Here is a 16,860-nt window from a genome sequence, read left to right as displayed (position 1 = left end):
CGGCCCGATCCGGACGAGAGGCCCTAGCGGAAGATGCCGGTGTGGCCGAGCGAGTAGCGGCCGGGCTGCGGGTACACGGCCAGGCCGTGCGGGCCGTCCCCGACGGGGATGCGGGCGATCTGCTTCCCCGTACGCGTGTCGATGGCGTACACCTCGGAGTCGTAGCGGCCGGACAGCCAGAGGACCTTGCCGTCGGAGGAGACGCCGCCCATGTCGGGGCTGCCTCCGTCGGGCAGCGTCCACTTCTTGGTCAGCTTGTTCTTCGCGAAGTCGAAGATGGAGATGGTGCCCTCGCCGCGGTTGGAGATGTACATCTCGCGGGAGTCCCGGCTGACGTAGAGCCCGTGGGTGCCCTTGCCGGTGGGCAGGAGCTCGGGGGTCGTGAAGTTCTTGCCGTCCAGGACCCACATGCCGTTGGCGACCATGTCGGCGATGTAGAACGTCTTGCCGTCCGGGGAGATCTTGACGTCCTGCGGCATCGCGCCCTTGAAGGGCAGCCGCTCCTGGCCGACGACCTTCATCTTCGCGGTGTCGACCTTGAGGAGTTCGCCGCTGAACTCGCAGGAGACGATGAAGTACCGGCCGTCGGCCGAGAAGTCGGCGTGGTTGACGCCGTAGCAGCTGACGGGCACGGTCTTGACCGTCTTCATGGTGTGCGCGTCGCGGAAGACCAGCTCACGGTCGAGCGAGGCCATCACGATGGAGTACTTGCCGTCGGGCGTGAAGTAGAGGTTGTACGGGTCGTGCACGTCCACCGTCCTGCCGGCCTTGCCGGTCTTCGGGTCGATGGGCGTGAGCGTGTTGCCCTTGTCGTTGTTGACCCACAGCGTCTTCATGTCCCAGGACGGCACGACGTGCTGCGGCTGCCTGCCGACGGGGATCGTCTCGATGACCTTGTACGTCTTGGGGTCGATGACGGAGACGGTGTCGGACTCGGTGTTGGGCACGTAGACGCGGGACGGGAAGTCCTTGACGACCGGCGACAGCTTGTCGGGGCGGTCGGCGGCGTAGAGGTCCTTGGGGTCGAGGACGGGCGGCATGCCGGGCAGGCCCCGGTCCACCGGCTTCGGCTTCGGCTCGGCGGCCTTCACGCCGTGCGTACCGAGCGCCTCGGCGGCCCGGTGCGCCTTGGGCTCGGCGCTGCAGCCCGCGAGGGCCGCGAGGACGGTGGTGGCGGCGATGAGACTTGCGGTGGCTCGGGTGCGGCGCGGTGTCATGTCAGCAGCTCCGTGGTGGTCACCGCGGCCAGTCCGCGGCGGTCGATGGCTTCCAGGAGGGCGGGCAGCGCGGCGACCGTGTCCGCGTAACCGAAGTGCAGGCTCACGACCGAGCCTTCGCGGAGTTCCGAGGTGACCTTGCGCGTCACCACGTCGGCACCCGGTGAGGTGAAGTCGAGGGAGTCGACGTCGTACGACAGGACGTGCGGGTAGCCGGCGGCGGCGGCCAGGCTCACGACGAGCGGGGTCGCCCGCTGGGTGCGCGAGGGCCGGAACCAGGTGCCGATGGAGCCGGTGAGCCGGCGGATGCGGTCCGCGCAGCCGGTGATCTCCGCGCGCGCCTCGGCCTCGGACATCGCGTTGATGTCACTGTGGTTCAGGGTGTGGTTGCCCAGGTCGTGGCCGCCGTCGAGGATGCGCCGGGCCACGGCGGGGTGCTCGTCGAGCCAGGTGCCCACGGCCAGGACCGTCACCCTCGCGTGGGCCCGCTCGGCCTCCTTGAGGAGCGCGTACGCGATGGCCGGATCGCCCTGGCCGTGGAAGGTGAGGGCGACGCGGGGGCGGTTGCGGGGCCCGTGGTCGATCTGGGCGGGCTGCCCGGGGAAGCGGCGGGGGCGCGGGGCCACCGGGGCGGCGCGCGCGGGGTGGGCCGGGCTCGCGGAGTGCCCGGCGGCCACGGGGTCGCGGTCCGTGGTGGAGCAGCCGGTGGTGAGGGCGGCGGCGGTGAGTCCGGCGCCGAAGCGGAGGGCTCCGCGGCGGTCGGTCGTGGTCACCCGCCGCATTTAAGTCCAATACGGCACAAAAGGGACTTACCGACCCGAGGGTCTTAATAATTACTGGACGGGGTCATTAATAAATCTTCATTTGCCAGGCTCGTGGCCCACATCACCGACGATTCATTTGGCCTCACGGGCCGAGGTCTGCCATAGTCGGGAACACGACCCCCATTGACCCGGGCTCGGTCGTCGACAGCTGCCGTGGATAACACCCCCACCGTCCACGGCGCTCCACGAAAGCCCCCGCGGCGCCCCACAAGGCGAAAACGGGGGCTTTCGTGTACCCCCGAACGCCCCCGACGCCCGCGCTGCCGCCGGGCGGACCCGCACTCAGCGGTCGGCGACCCGCATCTCGAACCAGGTGGTCTTGCCGCGCGGCAGCAGATCCACGCCCCAGCGGTCGGACAGCTTGTCGACGAGACAGAGTCCGCGCCCGCTGATGTCGAGCTCGTGGACGGGCATCAGACAGGGGAGGCCGCGCGAGGGATCCCGCACCTCGACCCTGATCCAGCCGCGCCTGCGGACCATCCGTAACCCGAAGATCCTGGCCCCCGTGTGCCGCACCGCGTTGCCGACGAGCTCGGAGACGAGCAGCACGACGTCCTCGGTCATCTTCGGGGAGAGCCCCCAGTGCCGCAGGACGACCACCTGGGCGAGCCTGCGCGCGGTCGCCGCCGACTCGGGTCGCGACGGCAGCGGCACCTCCGCCTCGGCCGGATTCCCGAACAACTCCAGTGCTTTCAGAGCCCGTTCGTCCTCGACCGCAGGCGACCAGCGCGCCGCGGTCGCACTCCCGTGCCTCCGCGGCTGTTCGATACCCTCCAGCCCCGCCATGCCCCCATCATGGCTGCCCACAGCGCGTTCCGGGGCCGTTCCTGCTGAATAAGCCCCCCGGAACCTTCCGTTCCGGGGGGCTGGTTTGGCATATGACACTGGCAGTTAGACCGTTGCCGCATACCTGCTGAGCTGCGACGATCGCGCGATTCGACCCGATCACCGACCTCGGCGACCGGAACGGCCTTAAGGTTCTCTTAAGGCTGCGATAAACCGCCCCAACGAGGGACAGCGGTGAGACATCCCGTCAACTGCAAGTGGCTCAGGGGAAGTTGATACGGGCGTCTCGCGCGGTCCGCGAGCCCGTGCACCGGCGCCGGGCGTACCGGCGTACCGGCTAGAGGAACTTGGCCTTGCCCGGGCCCTCTTCGACGAAGCTCCGCATGCCGCGCTCACGGTCCTCGGTGGCGAACAGGCCCGCGAACCAGTTCCGCTCGACCGCGAGACCGGTGTCGATGTCCGTCTCCAGGCCCACGTCGATGGACTCCTTCGCGGCGCGCAGCGCGAGCGCCGGCCCCTGCGCCAGCTTCGCGGCCCAGGCGTGCGCCTGCTCGTAGACCTCCGCGGCGGGCACGACCCGGTCCACCAGGCCGATGGCGAGGGCCTCTTCGGCCTTCACATGGCGCCCGGTGAAGATGAGGTCCTTCGCCTTGGAGGGGCCGACCAGACGCGCGAGGCGCTGCGTGCCGCCCGCGCCGGGGATCAGGCCGAGCAGGATCTCGGGCTGGCCGAGCCGGGCGTCGTCGGCGGCGATGCGGAAGTCGGCGCACAGCGCGAGCTCACAGCCGCCGCCGAGCGCGTAGCCGGTGACCGCGGCGACGACCGGCTTGGGGATGCGCGCGACGGCCGTGAACGAGTCCTGCAGGGCGCGGGAGCGCACGATCATGGCCGCGTGGTCCATGGCCTGCATCTCTTTGATGTCCGCGCCCGCGGCGAACGCCTTGTCGCTGCCGCGGACGACCACGGCGCGCACGTCGTCGCGGCGCGAGGCCTCCTCGGCGAGCTCCTTGATGCGGTCCTGGGTGGCGATGTCCAGAGCGTTCATCGGCGGCCGGTCGAGCCGGATCGTGCCGACGCCTTCGGCGACTTCGAGGTAGGCAGTCATGGACAGCAGGTTAGTGCGCGTTAACGGGAGAGGCCCGGTGCACTTGGTCACAGTGCGCCGGGCCTCTTCGCTCAGGGACGGAAAGGGGTCAGGCCTTCCACTTCTCCCAGGACATGTTCCAGCCGTTGAAGCCGTTGTCCGGGGCCACCGTCCGGTCCTGCGAGTTCTTCACCTCGACGACGTCACCGATCATCGAGCTGTTGAAGAACCAGGCCGCGGGCACCTTGCTGTCGTAGCCGCCGCGCACGTCGCGCAGGCCCACGCAGCCGTGGCTGGCGTTGTAGTTGCCGAAGGCGCCGCCGCCCCAGTAGTTGCCGTGGATGAACGTGCCGGACGTCGTCAAGCGCATCGCGTGCGGCACGTCCTTGATGTCGTACTCGCCGCCGTAGCCCACCGTTTCGCCGTTCATACGGGTCACGGTGAGCTTCTCGCTGATGACCATCTGGCCGTTCCACGTGGAGTAGCCCGGCTTGCCCGTGGTGATCGGGACCTTCTTGATCGTCTTGCCGTCGCGCTTCACGGTCATCATGTGCGTCTTGGCGTCGACCGTGGAGACCTGGCTGCGGCCGATCGTGAACTTCACGGTCTTGGCCTGCTTGCCGTAGACGCCCGGCCGGCCCTCGACGCCGTCGAGGTTGAGCTTGACGGTCACCTTGGTGCCCGCGGCCCAGTACTTCTCGGGGCGGAAGTCGAGACGGTCGTTGCCGAACCAGTGGCCCTCGACCGGCACGGACGGCTCCGTCTTGATCTCGATGGCCTTCTCCACGTCCTCCGGGTGCGTGATGCCCCGGGTGAAGTGGACCGAGAACGGCATGCCGACGCCGACCTTCGAGCCGTCCTCCGGCGTGAACTGGCCGACGAATGTGTTCTTCGGGACCAGCGTCGTGAACGCGACGTCCTTCGCGGACTCACGGCCCGCGGAGTCCTTGGCGACCGCGTGCACCTTGTACTTGGTGGAGGCGGCCAGGTGATGGGCGGGCGTCCAGCCGGCGCCGCCGTCCACGATCTTTCCCTCGACCGGGTTGCCCTTGGTGTCGGCGACCTTCACCTCGGTCAACTTGCCCTTGTCGGCGGTGATCCGGAGGTCTCCGCTGGTGGCCACGCCGTCCGCGCCGTCCTTCGGGGCGATGGTGACGACGGCCTGGGAGGGCTTGTTGGTGTCCGCCTTCCCCGAGTCGCCGCCCTTGCCGTCACTTCCCGCACCGGAGCCGCCGCCCCCTCCGCCGCAAGCCGTGGCCAGCAGCAGAGCGGCCCCCAGCAGAGCCCCCGATATCGGTCGTCGCCCGTTCACGATCTTGTCTCCCCTCGCGCAAGGCCGGTCAGGCCCGCACCCCAGCGCGTCCTAGCGCGCACTGCGACAGATAACCACACGACCTGCGGTTATGGATCCCCAGGTATGTCACCGTTCAGTCCCAACTGGCCCGGCTTTGACGGGGCGTGGGGTGAGGCATGGGCCGGGCCGGCCCTCGCGGGGCTCAGCGCGCTGCCGTGCCCGCCTTCCAGTCCTTCCAGTTCATGTTCCAGCCGCTGAGGCCGTTGTCGGGGGCGACCACCTTGTCCTTGCTGTTGACCACTTCGATGACGTCCCCGACGAGGGTGCGGTCGAAGAACCAACCCGCGGGCGAATCCGAGCTGCCGCCCCTCTCATCGGCCAGCCCGATGCAGCCGTGGCTGATGTTGCGGTCACCGAAGGCGTCCGATGTCCAGTAGTTGCCGTGCAGGAACGTTCCGGATGTCGTCAGCCGGATGGCGTGCGGCACGTCGGGGACGTTGTACTCGCCGCCGAACCCGACGGTGCGGCTGTCCATCCGGGTCATCTCGAGCATCTCGCTGACGACCATCTTCCCGTTGTACGTGGGAGTCTTGGCCGCCCCGGCGGTGATGGGGATGGTGTCGACGAGTTCGCCGTCGCGGCGCACCTCCATGGTGTCCTCGTCCGCGTCCACCACGCTGGTCTGGCTGCGACCGATGGTGAAGGCGATCTTCTTGTGCTGCACGCCGTACACACCGGGGGCCGACTGCACGTCGCGCAGCCCCAGATCGACGGTGACCTTCGTGCCCGGCTTCCAGTAGTCGCGCGGCCGGAAGTCGAGGCGGGTCTTGCCGAACCAGTGCGGGGCGACCTCCACGGCGGGCTTCGTCGTGATGTGGATGGCGCGTTCGACGGCGGCCCGGTTCGCGATGGCCCTGTTGAACTCGAGCGAGACGATCATGCCGGTGCCGACGGTGGACCGGTCCTCCGGCGTGACGTAGCCGACGAACCGCTTGGCGGGGACGGACGTCGTGAACGTGGTGTGGCGGGCCGAGCGGTGACCGTCCTCGTCGCGCGCGACCACGTCCACGGTGTACTTGGCGGCGAGGGAGAGCTGCTTTTCTCCGGTCGGCCGCCATCGCGTGCCGTCTTCGTCGATCCGGCCGCGGACCGGAGCCTCCTCCCCGTCCTGGAGCTTCACGACCTTGACCGTTTGCAGGCGCCCGTCCGGCACCTTCACCTCGATCGGCCGGTCGGCCGCTACGTTCTTGGTCCCGTCGGCCGGGACGACCTTGATCGCTTCCTCGGGGGACCCCGGCTTGCCGAGCAGATCCTCCGCGGCGGTGCATCCGGTGACTCCGGTCAGCACCACCGCCCAGGTCAGTACGGCGGCCAGGGTGGCCCCTGCGTTTCTCACAGTTGTTCTCACACCCGATCAACGACTGTCACCCCGCCGGGGAAACGTGAGTGCGACCCAAGCTCTGGGCAGAACACTGGGGAGGACGACGCGACGGGGAGCCGCGGCCGGGACGCCGCACGCCCTTCCCCTGCCGGTGGCGCCGGCCCGACCGAGCCGCGGGAGGCATGACAGGTGGCGAGCGCACCCGAGCAGGAGGCACCACAGGATGCCCTGGTGGAACGGCCCGCGGGGCTTCCGCAGGCGCGCTCCGCGACCGGACGGAGGGGCCGCCGCACGAGAGAGAGGCCGCCGCCCGTCGAGCCGGTGTGGCCCGGCGCCCCGACCCCGCTGGGCGCGCGCTTCCGGGTGGGACCGGACGGCACGGCGGGCACCAACTTCGCGCTCTGGGCGGGCGGCGCGGAGTCGGTCGACCTCTGCCTCTTCGACGACGCGGGCCGCGAGCGGCGCGCCCCGCTGACCGAGCTGACCCACGAGATCTGGCACGGCTTCGTACCGGACGTGCTGCCGGGGCAGCGGTACGGGTTCCGGGTGCACGGCCGCTGGGACCCGTGGACGGGCGCGCGCTGGAACCCGGCGAAACTGCTCCTCGACCCGTACGCGCGGGCCGTGGACGGGGACTTCGTGCTGCCGCCCGAGGTCTACGGCCATGTGCGTGACTGGCCCGAGCAGCATGTGGCAGACACCGTGCGCGACGACCGGGACTCGGCCCCGTACGTCCCCAAGGGGGTGGTCGTGCACGACGACGCACCCGACGACGAGTGGACGGACGACCGGCGGCCGAAGACGCCGTGGGCGGATTCGGTGATCTACGAACTGCATGTGAAGGGGTTCACCCAGCGGCACCCGGGGATCCCCGAGGAGCTGCGGGGGACGTACGCGGGGCTCGCGCATCCCGCGGCCGTGGAGCATCTGGTGAAGCTGGGGGTGACGGCGGTCGAGCTGCTTCCCGTGCACCAGTTCGCCCATGAGGACCACCTGCTGAGGCGGGGCCTGCGCAACTACTGGGGCTACAACTCCATCGGCTACTTCGCCCCGCACGCGGCGTACGCGGCGTCGGGGACGGGCGGGCAGCAGGTCGGCGAGTTCAAGCGGATGGTGCGGGCGCTGCACGAGGCCGGTATCGAGGTCATTCTCGACGTGGTCTACAACCACACGGCGGAGGCGGGCGAGCTCGGCCCGACGCTTTCCCTGAAGGGCATCGACAACCGCGGCTACTACCGCCTCCAGGACGACGCGCGCCGGTACGCGGACTACACGGGCTGCGGCAACACCCTGCACGTCGTGCAGCCGCACGTGCTGCGCCTGCTCACCGACTCCCTGCGCTACTGGGTGACGGAGATGGGCGTGGACGGCTTCCGCTTCGACCTGGCGGCGGCACTGGCCCGCTCGATGCACGACGTGGACATGCTGTCGCCGTTCCTCGCGGTGATCGCGCAGGACCCGGTCCTGCGGCGGGTGAAGCTGATCGCGGAGCCCTGGGACGTGGGCTCGGGCGGCTACCAGGTCGGCGCCTTCCCACCTCTGTGGACCGAGTGGAACGACCGCTACCGCAATGCCGTACGGGACTTCTGGCGCGGCGCCCTGCCCGATGTGCGGGACCTGGGCTACCGCCTGTCCGGGTCGAGCGACCTCTACGCGTGGGGCGGGCGCCGCCCGTACGCGTCGGTCAACTTCGTCACCGCCCACGACGGGTTCACGCTGCGCGACCTGGTGTCGTACGGCCACAAGCACAACGAGGCCAACGGCGAGGGCAACCGCGACGGCACCGACGACAACCGGGCCTGGAACTGCGGCGCGGAGGGCGAGACGGCGGACGAGGGCGTACTCGCCCTGCGCAGGCGACAGCTGAGGAATCTGGTGACGACGCTGCTGCTGTCCACCGGGGTGCCGATGCTCGTCGCCGGTGACGAGCTGGGGCGCACGCAGGGCGGCAACAACAACGCGTACTGCCAGGACAACGAGATCAGCTGGGTGGACTGGTCGCTCCTCGAAGAGCCGGGCTGGCGGGCCCTGTTCGACCTCACGTCGCGGCTGATCGCCCTGCGGCACGCCCATCCGGTGCTGCGGCGGCGCGCGTTCTTCTCGGGGCGCGCGCACTCGGCGGACGGGCTGCGGGACCTCGCGTGGTTCACGGCCGGCGGCACGGAGATGACGGAGCGGGACTGGTACGCGCCCGCGGCCACCCTCGGGATGTACCTCTCCGGGCGCGACATCCCGGGCCGCGACGCACTGGGCACGCCCGTCACGGACGACAGCTTCCTCGCGGTCCTGCACGCCGGGGACCGGCCGGAGAGCTGTGTCCTGCCCGGCGGACCGTGGGCACGGGCGTACGAGGTCGTGGTCGACACGTCGCTGGAGGAGCAGCAGGACACACCGGCGGTGACGCACGCGGCGGGGGCCGTCATCACCGTGCCCGGGCGCACGGTCCTGCTGCTGCGGGTGCTCCCCTCGGACGCCGGGGAGGACCGCCCTTAGCCGAGGATCTTCCGGTCGTACGCCACGGCGACCGCCGCCGCGCGGTCCTTCACGCCCAACTTGCCGTACACGTGGGTGAGATGGGTCTTCACCGTCGCCTCGCTGATGAACAGGACACGGGCGATCTCCTTGTTCGACGTGCCCTTGGCGACCAGGGCGAGCACCTCGCGCTCCCGGGCCGAGAGGGGTTCGTCGGCGGGGGCGGCCGGGGTGCGGACCGCGGTGACCAGGCGGGAGGCGACCGCCGGGGACAGCACGGTGCGGCCGTCGGCGGCGGCGCGTACGGCCGTGAACAGCTCCTCGCGCGGGGCGTCCTTGAGGAGGTAGCCGGTGGCGCCCGCCTCGATCGCGGGCAGCGTGTCCGAGTCCGTGTCGTACGTGGTCAGGACGAGGACGCGGGAGCGGGCGCCTCGGCGGGTGAGTTCCTTGATGGCGTCCACGCCGTTGCCGCCGGGCATGCGCAGGTCCATGAGGACGACGTCCGGGTCGAGGCGGGCGGTCAGTTCGACGGCCTCGACGCCGTTCGACGCCTCGCCGAGGACCGTGAAGTCGTCGGCCGACTCGAACATGCCGCGCAGGCCGTCCCGTACGACGGGGTGGTCGTCGACGATCAGCAGGGAGATGAGGGAGTCACTGGTCATGGCGGACCAACGGTACGCGAGCCGAGACGGCCGTGCCGCCGCCGGGCTCCGACTCCACCGTCAGCGCGCCCGCGATGCGTTCGGCCCTGGCCCGCATCCCGTCGAGGCCGAACCCGCCGGTGCCGGTGCGGGCGGGCCGCTCCAGAGGATCGAAGCCGCGGCCGTCGTCGCGTACGTCGAGGGTGACCTCGCCCGCCATGTAGGACAGCGTGACGCCGAGCCGTCCGGCGTGGGCGTGCCGGGCCGCGTTCGACAGGGCCTCCTCGGCGATGCGCAGGAGGGTCGCCTCGATCTCGTCGTGCAGCTGCTCGGTGGTGCCGGTGACGGTGAACTCGGCGCGTACGCCGGTGCGCCGGGACCACTCGGTGACGGTCTTCTTCAGCGCCTCGGACAGGGAGGCGTTCTCCAGGGCCGCCGGGGAGAGGTTGTGCACGGAGCGGCGGGCCTCGCCGAGGCTGTGCCGGGCGAGGTCGGCGGCGCGGTCGAGGTGCTGACGGGCCTGTTCCGGGTCGGGGGTGCCCGCGACGACCTGGAGCTGGGCGATGATCCCGGTCAGGCCCTGCGCGATGGTGTCGTGGATCTCGGCGGCGAGCCGGCGGCGCTCGTCGGCGACGCCGGCTTCCCTTGCCTGGACGAGGAGTTGGGTGTGCAGGGCGGCGTTCTCCGCCATGGCGTCCTGGAGGGCCTTGTTCGTGCGCTCCAGTTCGGCGATGGTCTCTGCCTGGACGCGGTTGCGCTCCTCCTCCTTGACGTTGATGTGCATCATGACGGAGACGAGACCCATGTTCACGGCGAGCAGCGCACCGAAGACGGCCCAGGTGAGCGGGCCCTTCGGCGGGAACCCGCCGGCCTCGGAGCCGGCCATGACGACGGCGGTGGCGAACAGTCCGGTGCGCACGAACCGGCGCGGCAGCAGCCGGTCGGCGCTGAAGTAGCCGATGACGGCGTAGAACACGAAGAACGGGTTGAGCCAGGCCAGGACGAAGGCGATGGCCCAGCGCACCGTGTAGTAGCCGGCGCCCGTCGCGGACGGGCCGGGGTGGCGCAGTGCCCGCCTGCCCCACACACTCTCCAGGAGCAGGGCCGCCGCGACGAGGCCGCCGGCGAGATACCACTGGAACCGCTCCCGGCCCATGCCGGCGATGTCCGACGTCGCCAGGACCAAGGGGATGCTGAAGGCCAGCAGGGCGTAGGGGCCGTAGCGGTGGAACATGGCCCACCGCTGCCGGATGGTGGTGTCCATCGCACCTGTGCCGTGCATTTCCATCGCTCCAGTCTGCACGGGCCGGACCTGGCACACGCTCACTCCCAGCGGAACCAGCGCGCGGACGCCGCGGTCAGGACCACGGCCCACGCGGCGAGCACGGCCAGGTGGGACCAGGACGGCCAGTCACCGGCCGCGGCCTGGTTCATGGCCTGGGCCGCGGCGCCGAACGGCGTGAGCTCGACGACGTTCGCCAGGGCCGTCGGCATCGACTGCACCGGCAGCCACACCCCGGCGCAGAACATGCTCGGGAAGAACACGGTGGAGCCGATGGCGCTCGCGACCTTCGCGGTGCGGGCGCGGGCGGAGACCAGCGCGCCGAGCGACAGAGCGACGACGACGGACAGCAGCAGGGCGAGCAGATACCCGAAGGCCTGCTGCGGCAGCTTCACGTCGAACGCGAGCCGCCCGATGGCGAGCGAGAGCAGCGACGAGGTGAGCGCGGCGACGCCGTGGATGGTCATCTGCGCGCCGAGCAGCGCGGGCGGCTGCACGGGCGTGGTCGACATGCGGCGCAGGATGCCCCGCTCCCGGTAGCCGGCGATGACCGGCGCCATCGCCTGCAGACCCGCGACGATCATCGGGAGCAGCACGGTGATGGGGACGTACGCGTCGATGAGGCGCAGTCCGGCCGGGCCCGAGTCGGCCTCCCGGAACGCGGGGATGGAGCCGAGGATCACGAGCAGGGCCGGCGGGAAGACCATGACTCCGAAGAGGCTGCCGGGTTCGCGCAGGAAGAGGCGGACCTCGCTCCTGAGGACGGCGGAGTTGGCTCCGCGGCCGCGGACAGGGGTGGCGGTGATGGCGCTCATGACTGGGTGGCTCCCGTCAGGTCCAGGAACGCGTCGTCCAACGTGGCGTCGGACACGCGGAGTTGGTGGGCCGTGATGTGGTGGCGGGCGAGCAGCGTGATGACGGCGTTGACCGTCTCGTCGGTGCCGCCCAGGGTGACGCGGCCGTCCCGGTGCTCCACGGACGCGAGCGCGGGCAGACCCCGCAGCACCTCCTCGTCGAGGGGCGCGGACGGCGTGAACGACATGACGGTGGACCCCGCGGCCCGGCTGATGAGGCCCGCCGGGGTGTCGAGCGCGGCGATCCTGCCCTTGTCGATCACGGCGATCCGGTCGCAGAGGCGCTGTGCCTCCTCCATGAAGTGCGTGACGAGCAGGACGGTGACGCCGCTGTCGCGGACGTCCTCGATGAGCTGCCAGGTGTCGCGGCGGGCGCGCGGGTCGAGGCCGGTGGTCAGCTCGTCGAGGACGACGACCCGCGGGTTCCCGATCAGCGCGAGCGCGATGAACAGGCGCTGCTTCTGGCCACCGCTGAGCTTCGCGAACCGGGTGCCGAGCTTGTCCGTGAGGCGCAGGCGCTCGGCCAGGGGTCGCCAGTCGGCGGGGTTCGGGTAGAACGACGCGTACAGTTCGAGCGCCTCGCGGACGGTGAGTTTCGCCTGGAGTTCGCTCTCCTGGAGCTGGGCGCCGAGGATCTCGGTGACACGGTCGTGGTCGGCGACGGGGTCGAGGCCCGCGACGCGGACGCGGCCGGCGTCGGGGACGCGCAGCCCCTCGACGCACTCGACCGCGGTCGTCTTGCCGGCGCCGTTCGGGCCGAGGATGCCGAAGATCTCGCCCTCCCCGACGGTGAACGAGAGGTCGTCGACGACGGCCCGCCCGGCATAGACCTTGCGGAGCCCGGCGACCTCGATCAGGGGCCTGTCGCCCCGCACTGCGCTGTGTGTCGTCGTCATGCTCCGAGAATCCCGGCACGGGCCCCTTCGCGGCATCGCCCATCGCGCTCGAAGGGGCATCAGCCGATCGGTTGACTCGGCGCTACGACCCCTGCGGGGCGGGCCTTGGCGCGGGGGCGGGTTCGCCGGAAACCCGGTGGGCGTTGTCAGTGCCGATCCGTAGTCTCACTCCTGATGCCCACTACACATGCACCGGCCACGGATCCCGACCAACTCGTCCCGGCGGCAGAGCAGTCCGCCGTGCGCACACTGCTGCGCCTGTGGCCGTACGTACGGCCGGTGCGGGCGCGCTGGGCGGGAGCGGCGACGGTCGCCGTGGTCGCCTCCTGTCTGTCACTCGTCTTCCCCATAGTCCTGAAGTGGATCGTGGACGGGCCGGTCACGGACCACGACCCGGGCGGGGTGTGGCTGGGCGCGGGCGCACTGCTGGCCCTCGGGGTCGCCGAGGCGCTGCTCTTCGGGCTGAGACGGTGGCTGGTGGCGCGGCCGCTGGCGAGCGTCGAGGCGGCCATGCGGGGGGATCTGTACCGGCATCTCCAGCGGCTGCCCGTCGCGTTCCACGACCGGTGGGCCTCGGGCCAGTTGCTGTCACGCGGGACGACCGACCTCATGGTCGTACGCATGTTCCTGGCCTTTCCGCTGACGTTCCTGATCGTCAACGGCGTGACGATCGTCGCCGGGTTCGTGCTGCTCATCGCGCAGGACTGGGGGCTCGGCCTCGTCCTGCTGGCGCCCGCGCTGCCGCTGATGGTGCTCTGCTACCGCTTCGAGTCGAAGTACGCGTCGGCCGCGCGCCGCGCCCAGGACCAGGTAGGGGATCTGACCACGGTGGTCGAGGAGTCCGTTCTCGGGATCCGGATCATCAAGGGGTTCGGGCGGCACCGCAGCCAGGCGCGGGCCTTCCGTGACCTGTCGCGCACGCTGCGCGGGACCGAGCTCACCAAGGCGCGGCTGCTGGCGGGGATCCTCGGCGTCATCACGCTGCTGCCGGAGATGGCGCTCGGGGCCGCGCTGGTGCTCGGGTCCGTGCAGGTCGCGGACGGGAAGCTGTCCGCGGGAACGCTGGTGGCCTTCCTGTCGACGGCCCTCGCGCTGCGCTGGCCGATCGACTCCATCGGGTTCCTGCTCGCCATGAGCCAGGAGGCGGCGACGGCGACCCGGCGGTTCTTCGAGGTCATGGACGAGCCGGAGGAGAGCGAGGGGGGCTCGGCGGCGGGCACCCCCGCGACGGAGGACGGTGCGGGCGGGCTGCGGTTCGAAGGGGTCCGCTTCCGGTACCCGGACGCCCCCGACGCGTCCGAGCCCGTCCTGGAGCGGATCGACCTGCATGTGCGGTCCGGGGAGACCATGGCGCTCGTCGGGGCGACCGGCAGCGGCAAGACGACCCTGACCGCGCTCGTGCCCAGGCTGCACGAGCTCACCGGCGGGCGGATCACGCTCGACGGGCGGGACATCCAATCCATGGAGCGCGAGGAGTTGCGCACCCTCGTCTCCGTGGCCTTCGAGGAGCCGACGCTGTTCTCGGCGTCCGTCGCGGAGAACGTGCTGATGGGTGCGGTCGACGCGGACGCCGCGCAGCTCGACCGGGCGCTCGGCGTCGCGCAGGCCGGGTTCGTGAAGTCGCTGCCGGACGCGGCCGGCACGCAGGTCGGCGAGCAAGGGCTCAGCCTCTCCGGCGGGCAGCGGCAGCGGCTCGCGCTCGCCCGCGCGGTCGTGGGAAGCCCGCGCTTCCTCGTGCTCGACGACCCGCTGTCCGCGCTCGACGTCCACACGGAGGCCCTGGTGGAGGCAGCCCTGCGGGAGGTGCTCGCCGCGAGCACGGCGCTCGTCGTCGCGCACCGGCCGTCGACGGTGCTGCTCGCCGACCGCGTCGCCCTCCTGTCGGGCGGGCGGATCACCGCCGTGGGCACGCACCAGGAACTGCTGCGCGCGAACGCGGAGTACCGGCATCTCATGTCCGGTGCCGACCTGGAGAGCGAAGACGACGGGCCGCACGGGCCGGAGGGGAAGGGCACGCGATGACCACGACGACCAAGCCGGACCGTACGCCGCAGGATCCGGCCGCCGAGGACGGCGAGGAACTGCGGCTCCCCTCCCCCGGCGACCCCTTCGACCAGGACGATCTGCCCACCCCCAAGGGCGCGACCGGCGCGTTGCTGCGCTCGCTGCTCGCGCCGAGCCGGCGCACGGTGTGGCTGGCCGTGCTGTGTCTGCTGCTCCAGCAGGCCGCCGTGCAGGCGGGGCCGCTGCTCGTCGCGTACGCCATCGACAGCGCGGTGCCCGCCTTCCGTGCCAGTGACCACGGCCCGCTGATCGCGGTCGCGGTCGGCTATCTCCTGGCGGCGTCCTGCTCCAGCCTCTTCCAGTTCGCGTTCGTGCAGGTGTCGGCGCGGGTGAACCAGAACGTGCTGCTCGATCTGCGCGGCCGGATCTTCCGGCACGCGCAGGCCCTCAGCGTCGACTTCCACGACCGCTACACGTCCGGGCGGCTCATCTCCCGCGCGACGACGGACGTCGAGTCCCTGCGCGAGCTGCTGGCCGAGGGGCTCCAGGAGCTCATCAACATCATCCTGGCCTCCGTGTACATCACGGCGATGCTGCTCTGGCTCGACGTCGGCATCGGCACCGTGGCGGCCCTGTCGTTCCTGCCGCTCGCCGTCCTCATCCAGCTGTACCGGCGGCGCGCGGCCCGGGTGTACGCGGAGCGGTCATCGGCGATCGCGCGCGTCATCGTCAAGTTCGCCGAGACGATGAACGGGATCAGGCCGGTGCGCGCCTTCCGCCGCGAGCGCGCCAACGACGCGGACTTCGCCGGGCTGAACCACCGTCACGAGCGGGTCAACGGGGACGCGCTGCTCGAGATGGCGCGCTACGTCGTCGGCTCCCGTCTCCTCGCGAACACCGCCGTGGCCGGAATGGTCCTGTGGGGCGCCTACCGTGTCGCCGACGGCACGCTCGAACTGGGCGTCCTCGCGGCCGCCGTGCTGTTCATCCGCCGCCTGTACGACCCCATCGACCGGCTCGCGATGTTCCTCAACTCCTATGAGTCGGCGGCGGCCTCGCTGCGCAAGATCGCGGGGCTGCTGCACCAGACGCCGACGGTGCCGGAGCCGTCGTCGCCGCGCGATCTGCCCGAGCTCGCCGGCGACCGTCCGGGCCGCGAGGTCGTCTTCGACCAGGTCTCGTTCGGCTATCGCACCGGTGGCGAGGTGCTCCCCCGCTTCGACCTCACGCTGCCCGCGGGACAGACGGTCGCCGTGGTCGGCTCCACGGGCGCCGGGAAGTCGACGCTGGCCAAGCTCCTGGCCCGCTTCTACGACCCCTCGGCGGGCCGGGTCCTGCTCGACGGCGTCGACCTGCGCGACCTGGGCACGGCCGAACTGCGGCGGGGTGTGGTGATGGTGACCCAGGAGGCGTTCCTGTTCTCCGGCACGGTCGCCGAGAACATCGCGATCGGCCGGCCCGAGGCGAGCCGCGAGGAGATCGAGCACGCGGCGAAGGCGATCGGCGCGCACGACTTCATCACGGCGCTCCCGGACGGCTACGACACGGATGTACGCAAACGCGGGGGTCGAATTTCGGCCGGGCAGCGACAGTTGGTCGCGTTCGCACGCGCGCTGCTCGCCGACCCGGCGGTCCTGATCCTCGACGAGGCGACGAGCTCTCTGGACATCCCCGGCGAGCGGGCGGTGCAGCGCGCGATGCTCACGGTGCTACGCGGCCGTACCGCGGTCGTCATCGCGCACCGGCTGTCGACGGTGGAGATCGCCGACCGTGTTCTGGTCATGGAACACGGGCGGATCGCCGAGGACGGCACACCGGACCAACTGATCTGCGGTACAGGAGCGTTCGCCGATCTGCATCGTGCCTGGCGGGAGAGCGTGGTCGGCTGAGGCGGGGCCCGGACGCGGCCGCTCCGCGCCCGGGCGACAGCTCCGTATATCGAACGTGAACCTCCGGGCAACGGACCGTTTCCGGCCAACATAATGACGCGCTCCTGACAGACAACGCTCTCTGCTGCCACTCTTCCCTCGGCCTCGCACAGCTGTCCCACAGCCGAACTGGCGGGTCGCGTTCGTGAACTGCAGCACGACCTGTTGTGCCCAGATGTGCCCAGTTGTGCCCGGCT

13 protein-coding genes are annotated in these 16,860 nt (G+C 70.9%); 3 read left to right on the top strand and 10 right to left on the bottom strand.

Annotated elements, in window-relative coordinates; genetic code table 11:
- Positions 1-23 precede the first annotated feature (23 nt).
- The 6 genes from LGI35_RS29925 to LGI35_RS29900 all read right to left on the bottom strand — a co-directional run bounded on the left by LGI35_RS29925 (position 24) and on the right by LGI35_RS29900 (position 6,601).
- Positions 24-1,217, bottom strand: a complete 1,194-nt coding sequence (locus LGI35_RS29925; protein WP_227297306.1) for a YncE family protein — start codon at positions 1,215-1,217, stop codon at positions 24-26.
- Positions 1,214-1,999, bottom strand: a complete 786-nt coding sequence (locus LGI35_RS29920) for a polysaccharide deacetylase family protein (RefSeq protein ID WP_227297305.1) — start codon at positions 1,997-1,999, stop codon at positions 1,214-1,216. The genes LGI35_RS29925 and LGI35_RS29920 overlap by 4 nt, the downstream gene beginning before the upstream one ends.
- Positions 2,000-2,323: 324 nt before the next feature.
- On the bottom strand, positions 2,324-2,932 hold the full coding sequence (locus LGI35_RS29915; protein ID WP_376223558.1) for an ATP-binding protein: 609 nt from the start codon (positions 2,930-2,932) through the stop codon (positions 2,324-2,326).
- A gap of 232 nt (positions 2,933-3,164) precedes the next feature.
- The gene (locus tag LGI35_RS29910; RefSeq protein WP_116509701.1) at positions 3,165-3,932 is read right to left on the bottom strand and encodes an enoyl-CoA hydratase/isomerase family protein; all 768 of its coding nucleotides are present in this window, start codon (positions 3,930-3,932) and stop codon (positions 3,165-3,167) included.
- An 88-nt stretch (positions 3,933-4,020) separates the two neighbouring features.
- Entirely contained in the window at positions 4,021-5,223 is a 1,203-nt protein-coding gene (locus tag LGI35_RS29905; RefSeq protein WP_227297304.1) for a L,D-transpeptidase, read from the bottom strand.
- Positions 5,224-5,407: 184 nt separating this feature from the next.
- Positions 5,408-6,601: a L,D-transpeptidase gene (locus LGI35_RS29900; RefSeq protein WP_227297303.1), complete on the bottom strand. Its 1,194-nt coding sequence runs from the start codon at positions 6,599-6,601 to the stop codon at positions 5,408-5,410.
- 174 nt (positions 6,602-6,775) lie between these two features.
- Between LGI35_RS29900 and glgX the strand changes: the two genes are divergently transcribed.
- Entirely contained in the window at positions 6,776-9,079 is a 2,304-nt protein-coding gene (gene glgX, locus LGI35_RS29895; RefSeq protein WP_227297302.1) for a glycogen debranching protein GlgX, read from the top strand.
- Here the strand turns inward: glgX and LGI35_RS29890 are convergent.
- The 4 genes from LGI35_RS29890 to LGI35_RS29875 are packed head-to-tail and all read right to left on the bottom strand — an operon-like array spanning position 9,076 to position 12,731.
- The gene (locus LGI35_RS29890) at positions 9,076-9,720 is read right to left on the bottom strand and encodes a response regulator (RefSeq protein WP_227297301.1); all 645 of its coding nucleotides are present in this window, start codon (positions 9,718-9,720) and stop codon (positions 9,076-9,078) included. The genes glgX and LGI35_RS29890 overlap by 4 nt on opposite strands.
- Positions 9,710-10,963, bottom strand: a complete 1,254-nt coding sequence (locus tag LGI35_RS29885; RefSeq protein WP_227297300.1) for a sensor histidine kinase — start codon at positions 10,961-10,963, stop codon at positions 9,710-9,712. The genes LGI35_RS29890 and LGI35_RS29885 overlap by 11 nt, the downstream gene beginning before the upstream one ends.
- 59 nt (positions 10,964-11,022) lie before the next feature.
- Positions 11,023-11,796, bottom strand: coding sequence for an ABC transporter permease (locus LGI35_RS29880; RefSeq protein ID WP_227297299.1), 774 nt, complete (start codon positions 11,794-11,796; stop codon positions 11,023-11,025).
- The gene (locus LGI35_RS29875) at positions 11,793-12,731 is read right to left on the bottom strand and encodes an ABC transporter ATP-binding protein (protein WP_227297298.1); all 939 of its coding nucleotides are present in this window, start codon (positions 12,729-12,731) and stop codon (positions 11,793-11,795) included. The genes LGI35_RS29880 and LGI35_RS29875 overlap by 4 nt, the downstream gene beginning before the upstream one ends.
- 174 nt (positions 12,732-12,905) lie before the next feature.
- Here LGI35_RS29875 and LGI35_RS29870 point away from each other — a divergent pair, with 174 nt between their 5' ends.
- Together LGI35_RS29870 and LGI35_RS29865 are read left to right on the top strand one after the other, a co-directional pair.
- Positions 12,906-14,753, top strand: a complete 1,848-nt coding sequence (locus LGI35_RS29870) for an ABC transporter ATP-binding protein (RefSeq protein ID WP_227297297.1) — start codon at positions 12,906-12,908, stop codon at positions 14,751-14,753.
- The gene (locus tag LGI35_RS29865; RefSeq protein ID WP_227297296.1) at positions 14,750-16,624 is read left to right on the top strand and encodes an ABC transporter ATP-binding protein; all 1,875 of its coding nucleotides are present in this window, start codon (positions 14,750-14,752) and stop codon (positions 16,622-16,624) included. The genes LGI35_RS29870 and LGI35_RS29865 overlap by 4 nt, the downstream gene beginning before the upstream one ends.
- Positions 16,625-16,860 lie beyond the last annotated feature (236 nt).

It is taken from the genome of Streptomyces longhuiensis (genome assembly GCF_020616555.1).
Classification (GTDB): Bacteria; Actinomycetota; Actinomycetes; order Streptomycetales; family Streptomycetaceae; genus Streptomyces; species Streptomyces longhuiensis.
The sequence above is the reverse complement of the archived record's forward strand: the minus strand, read 5'-3'. Positions and strand labels throughout refer to the sequence as shown.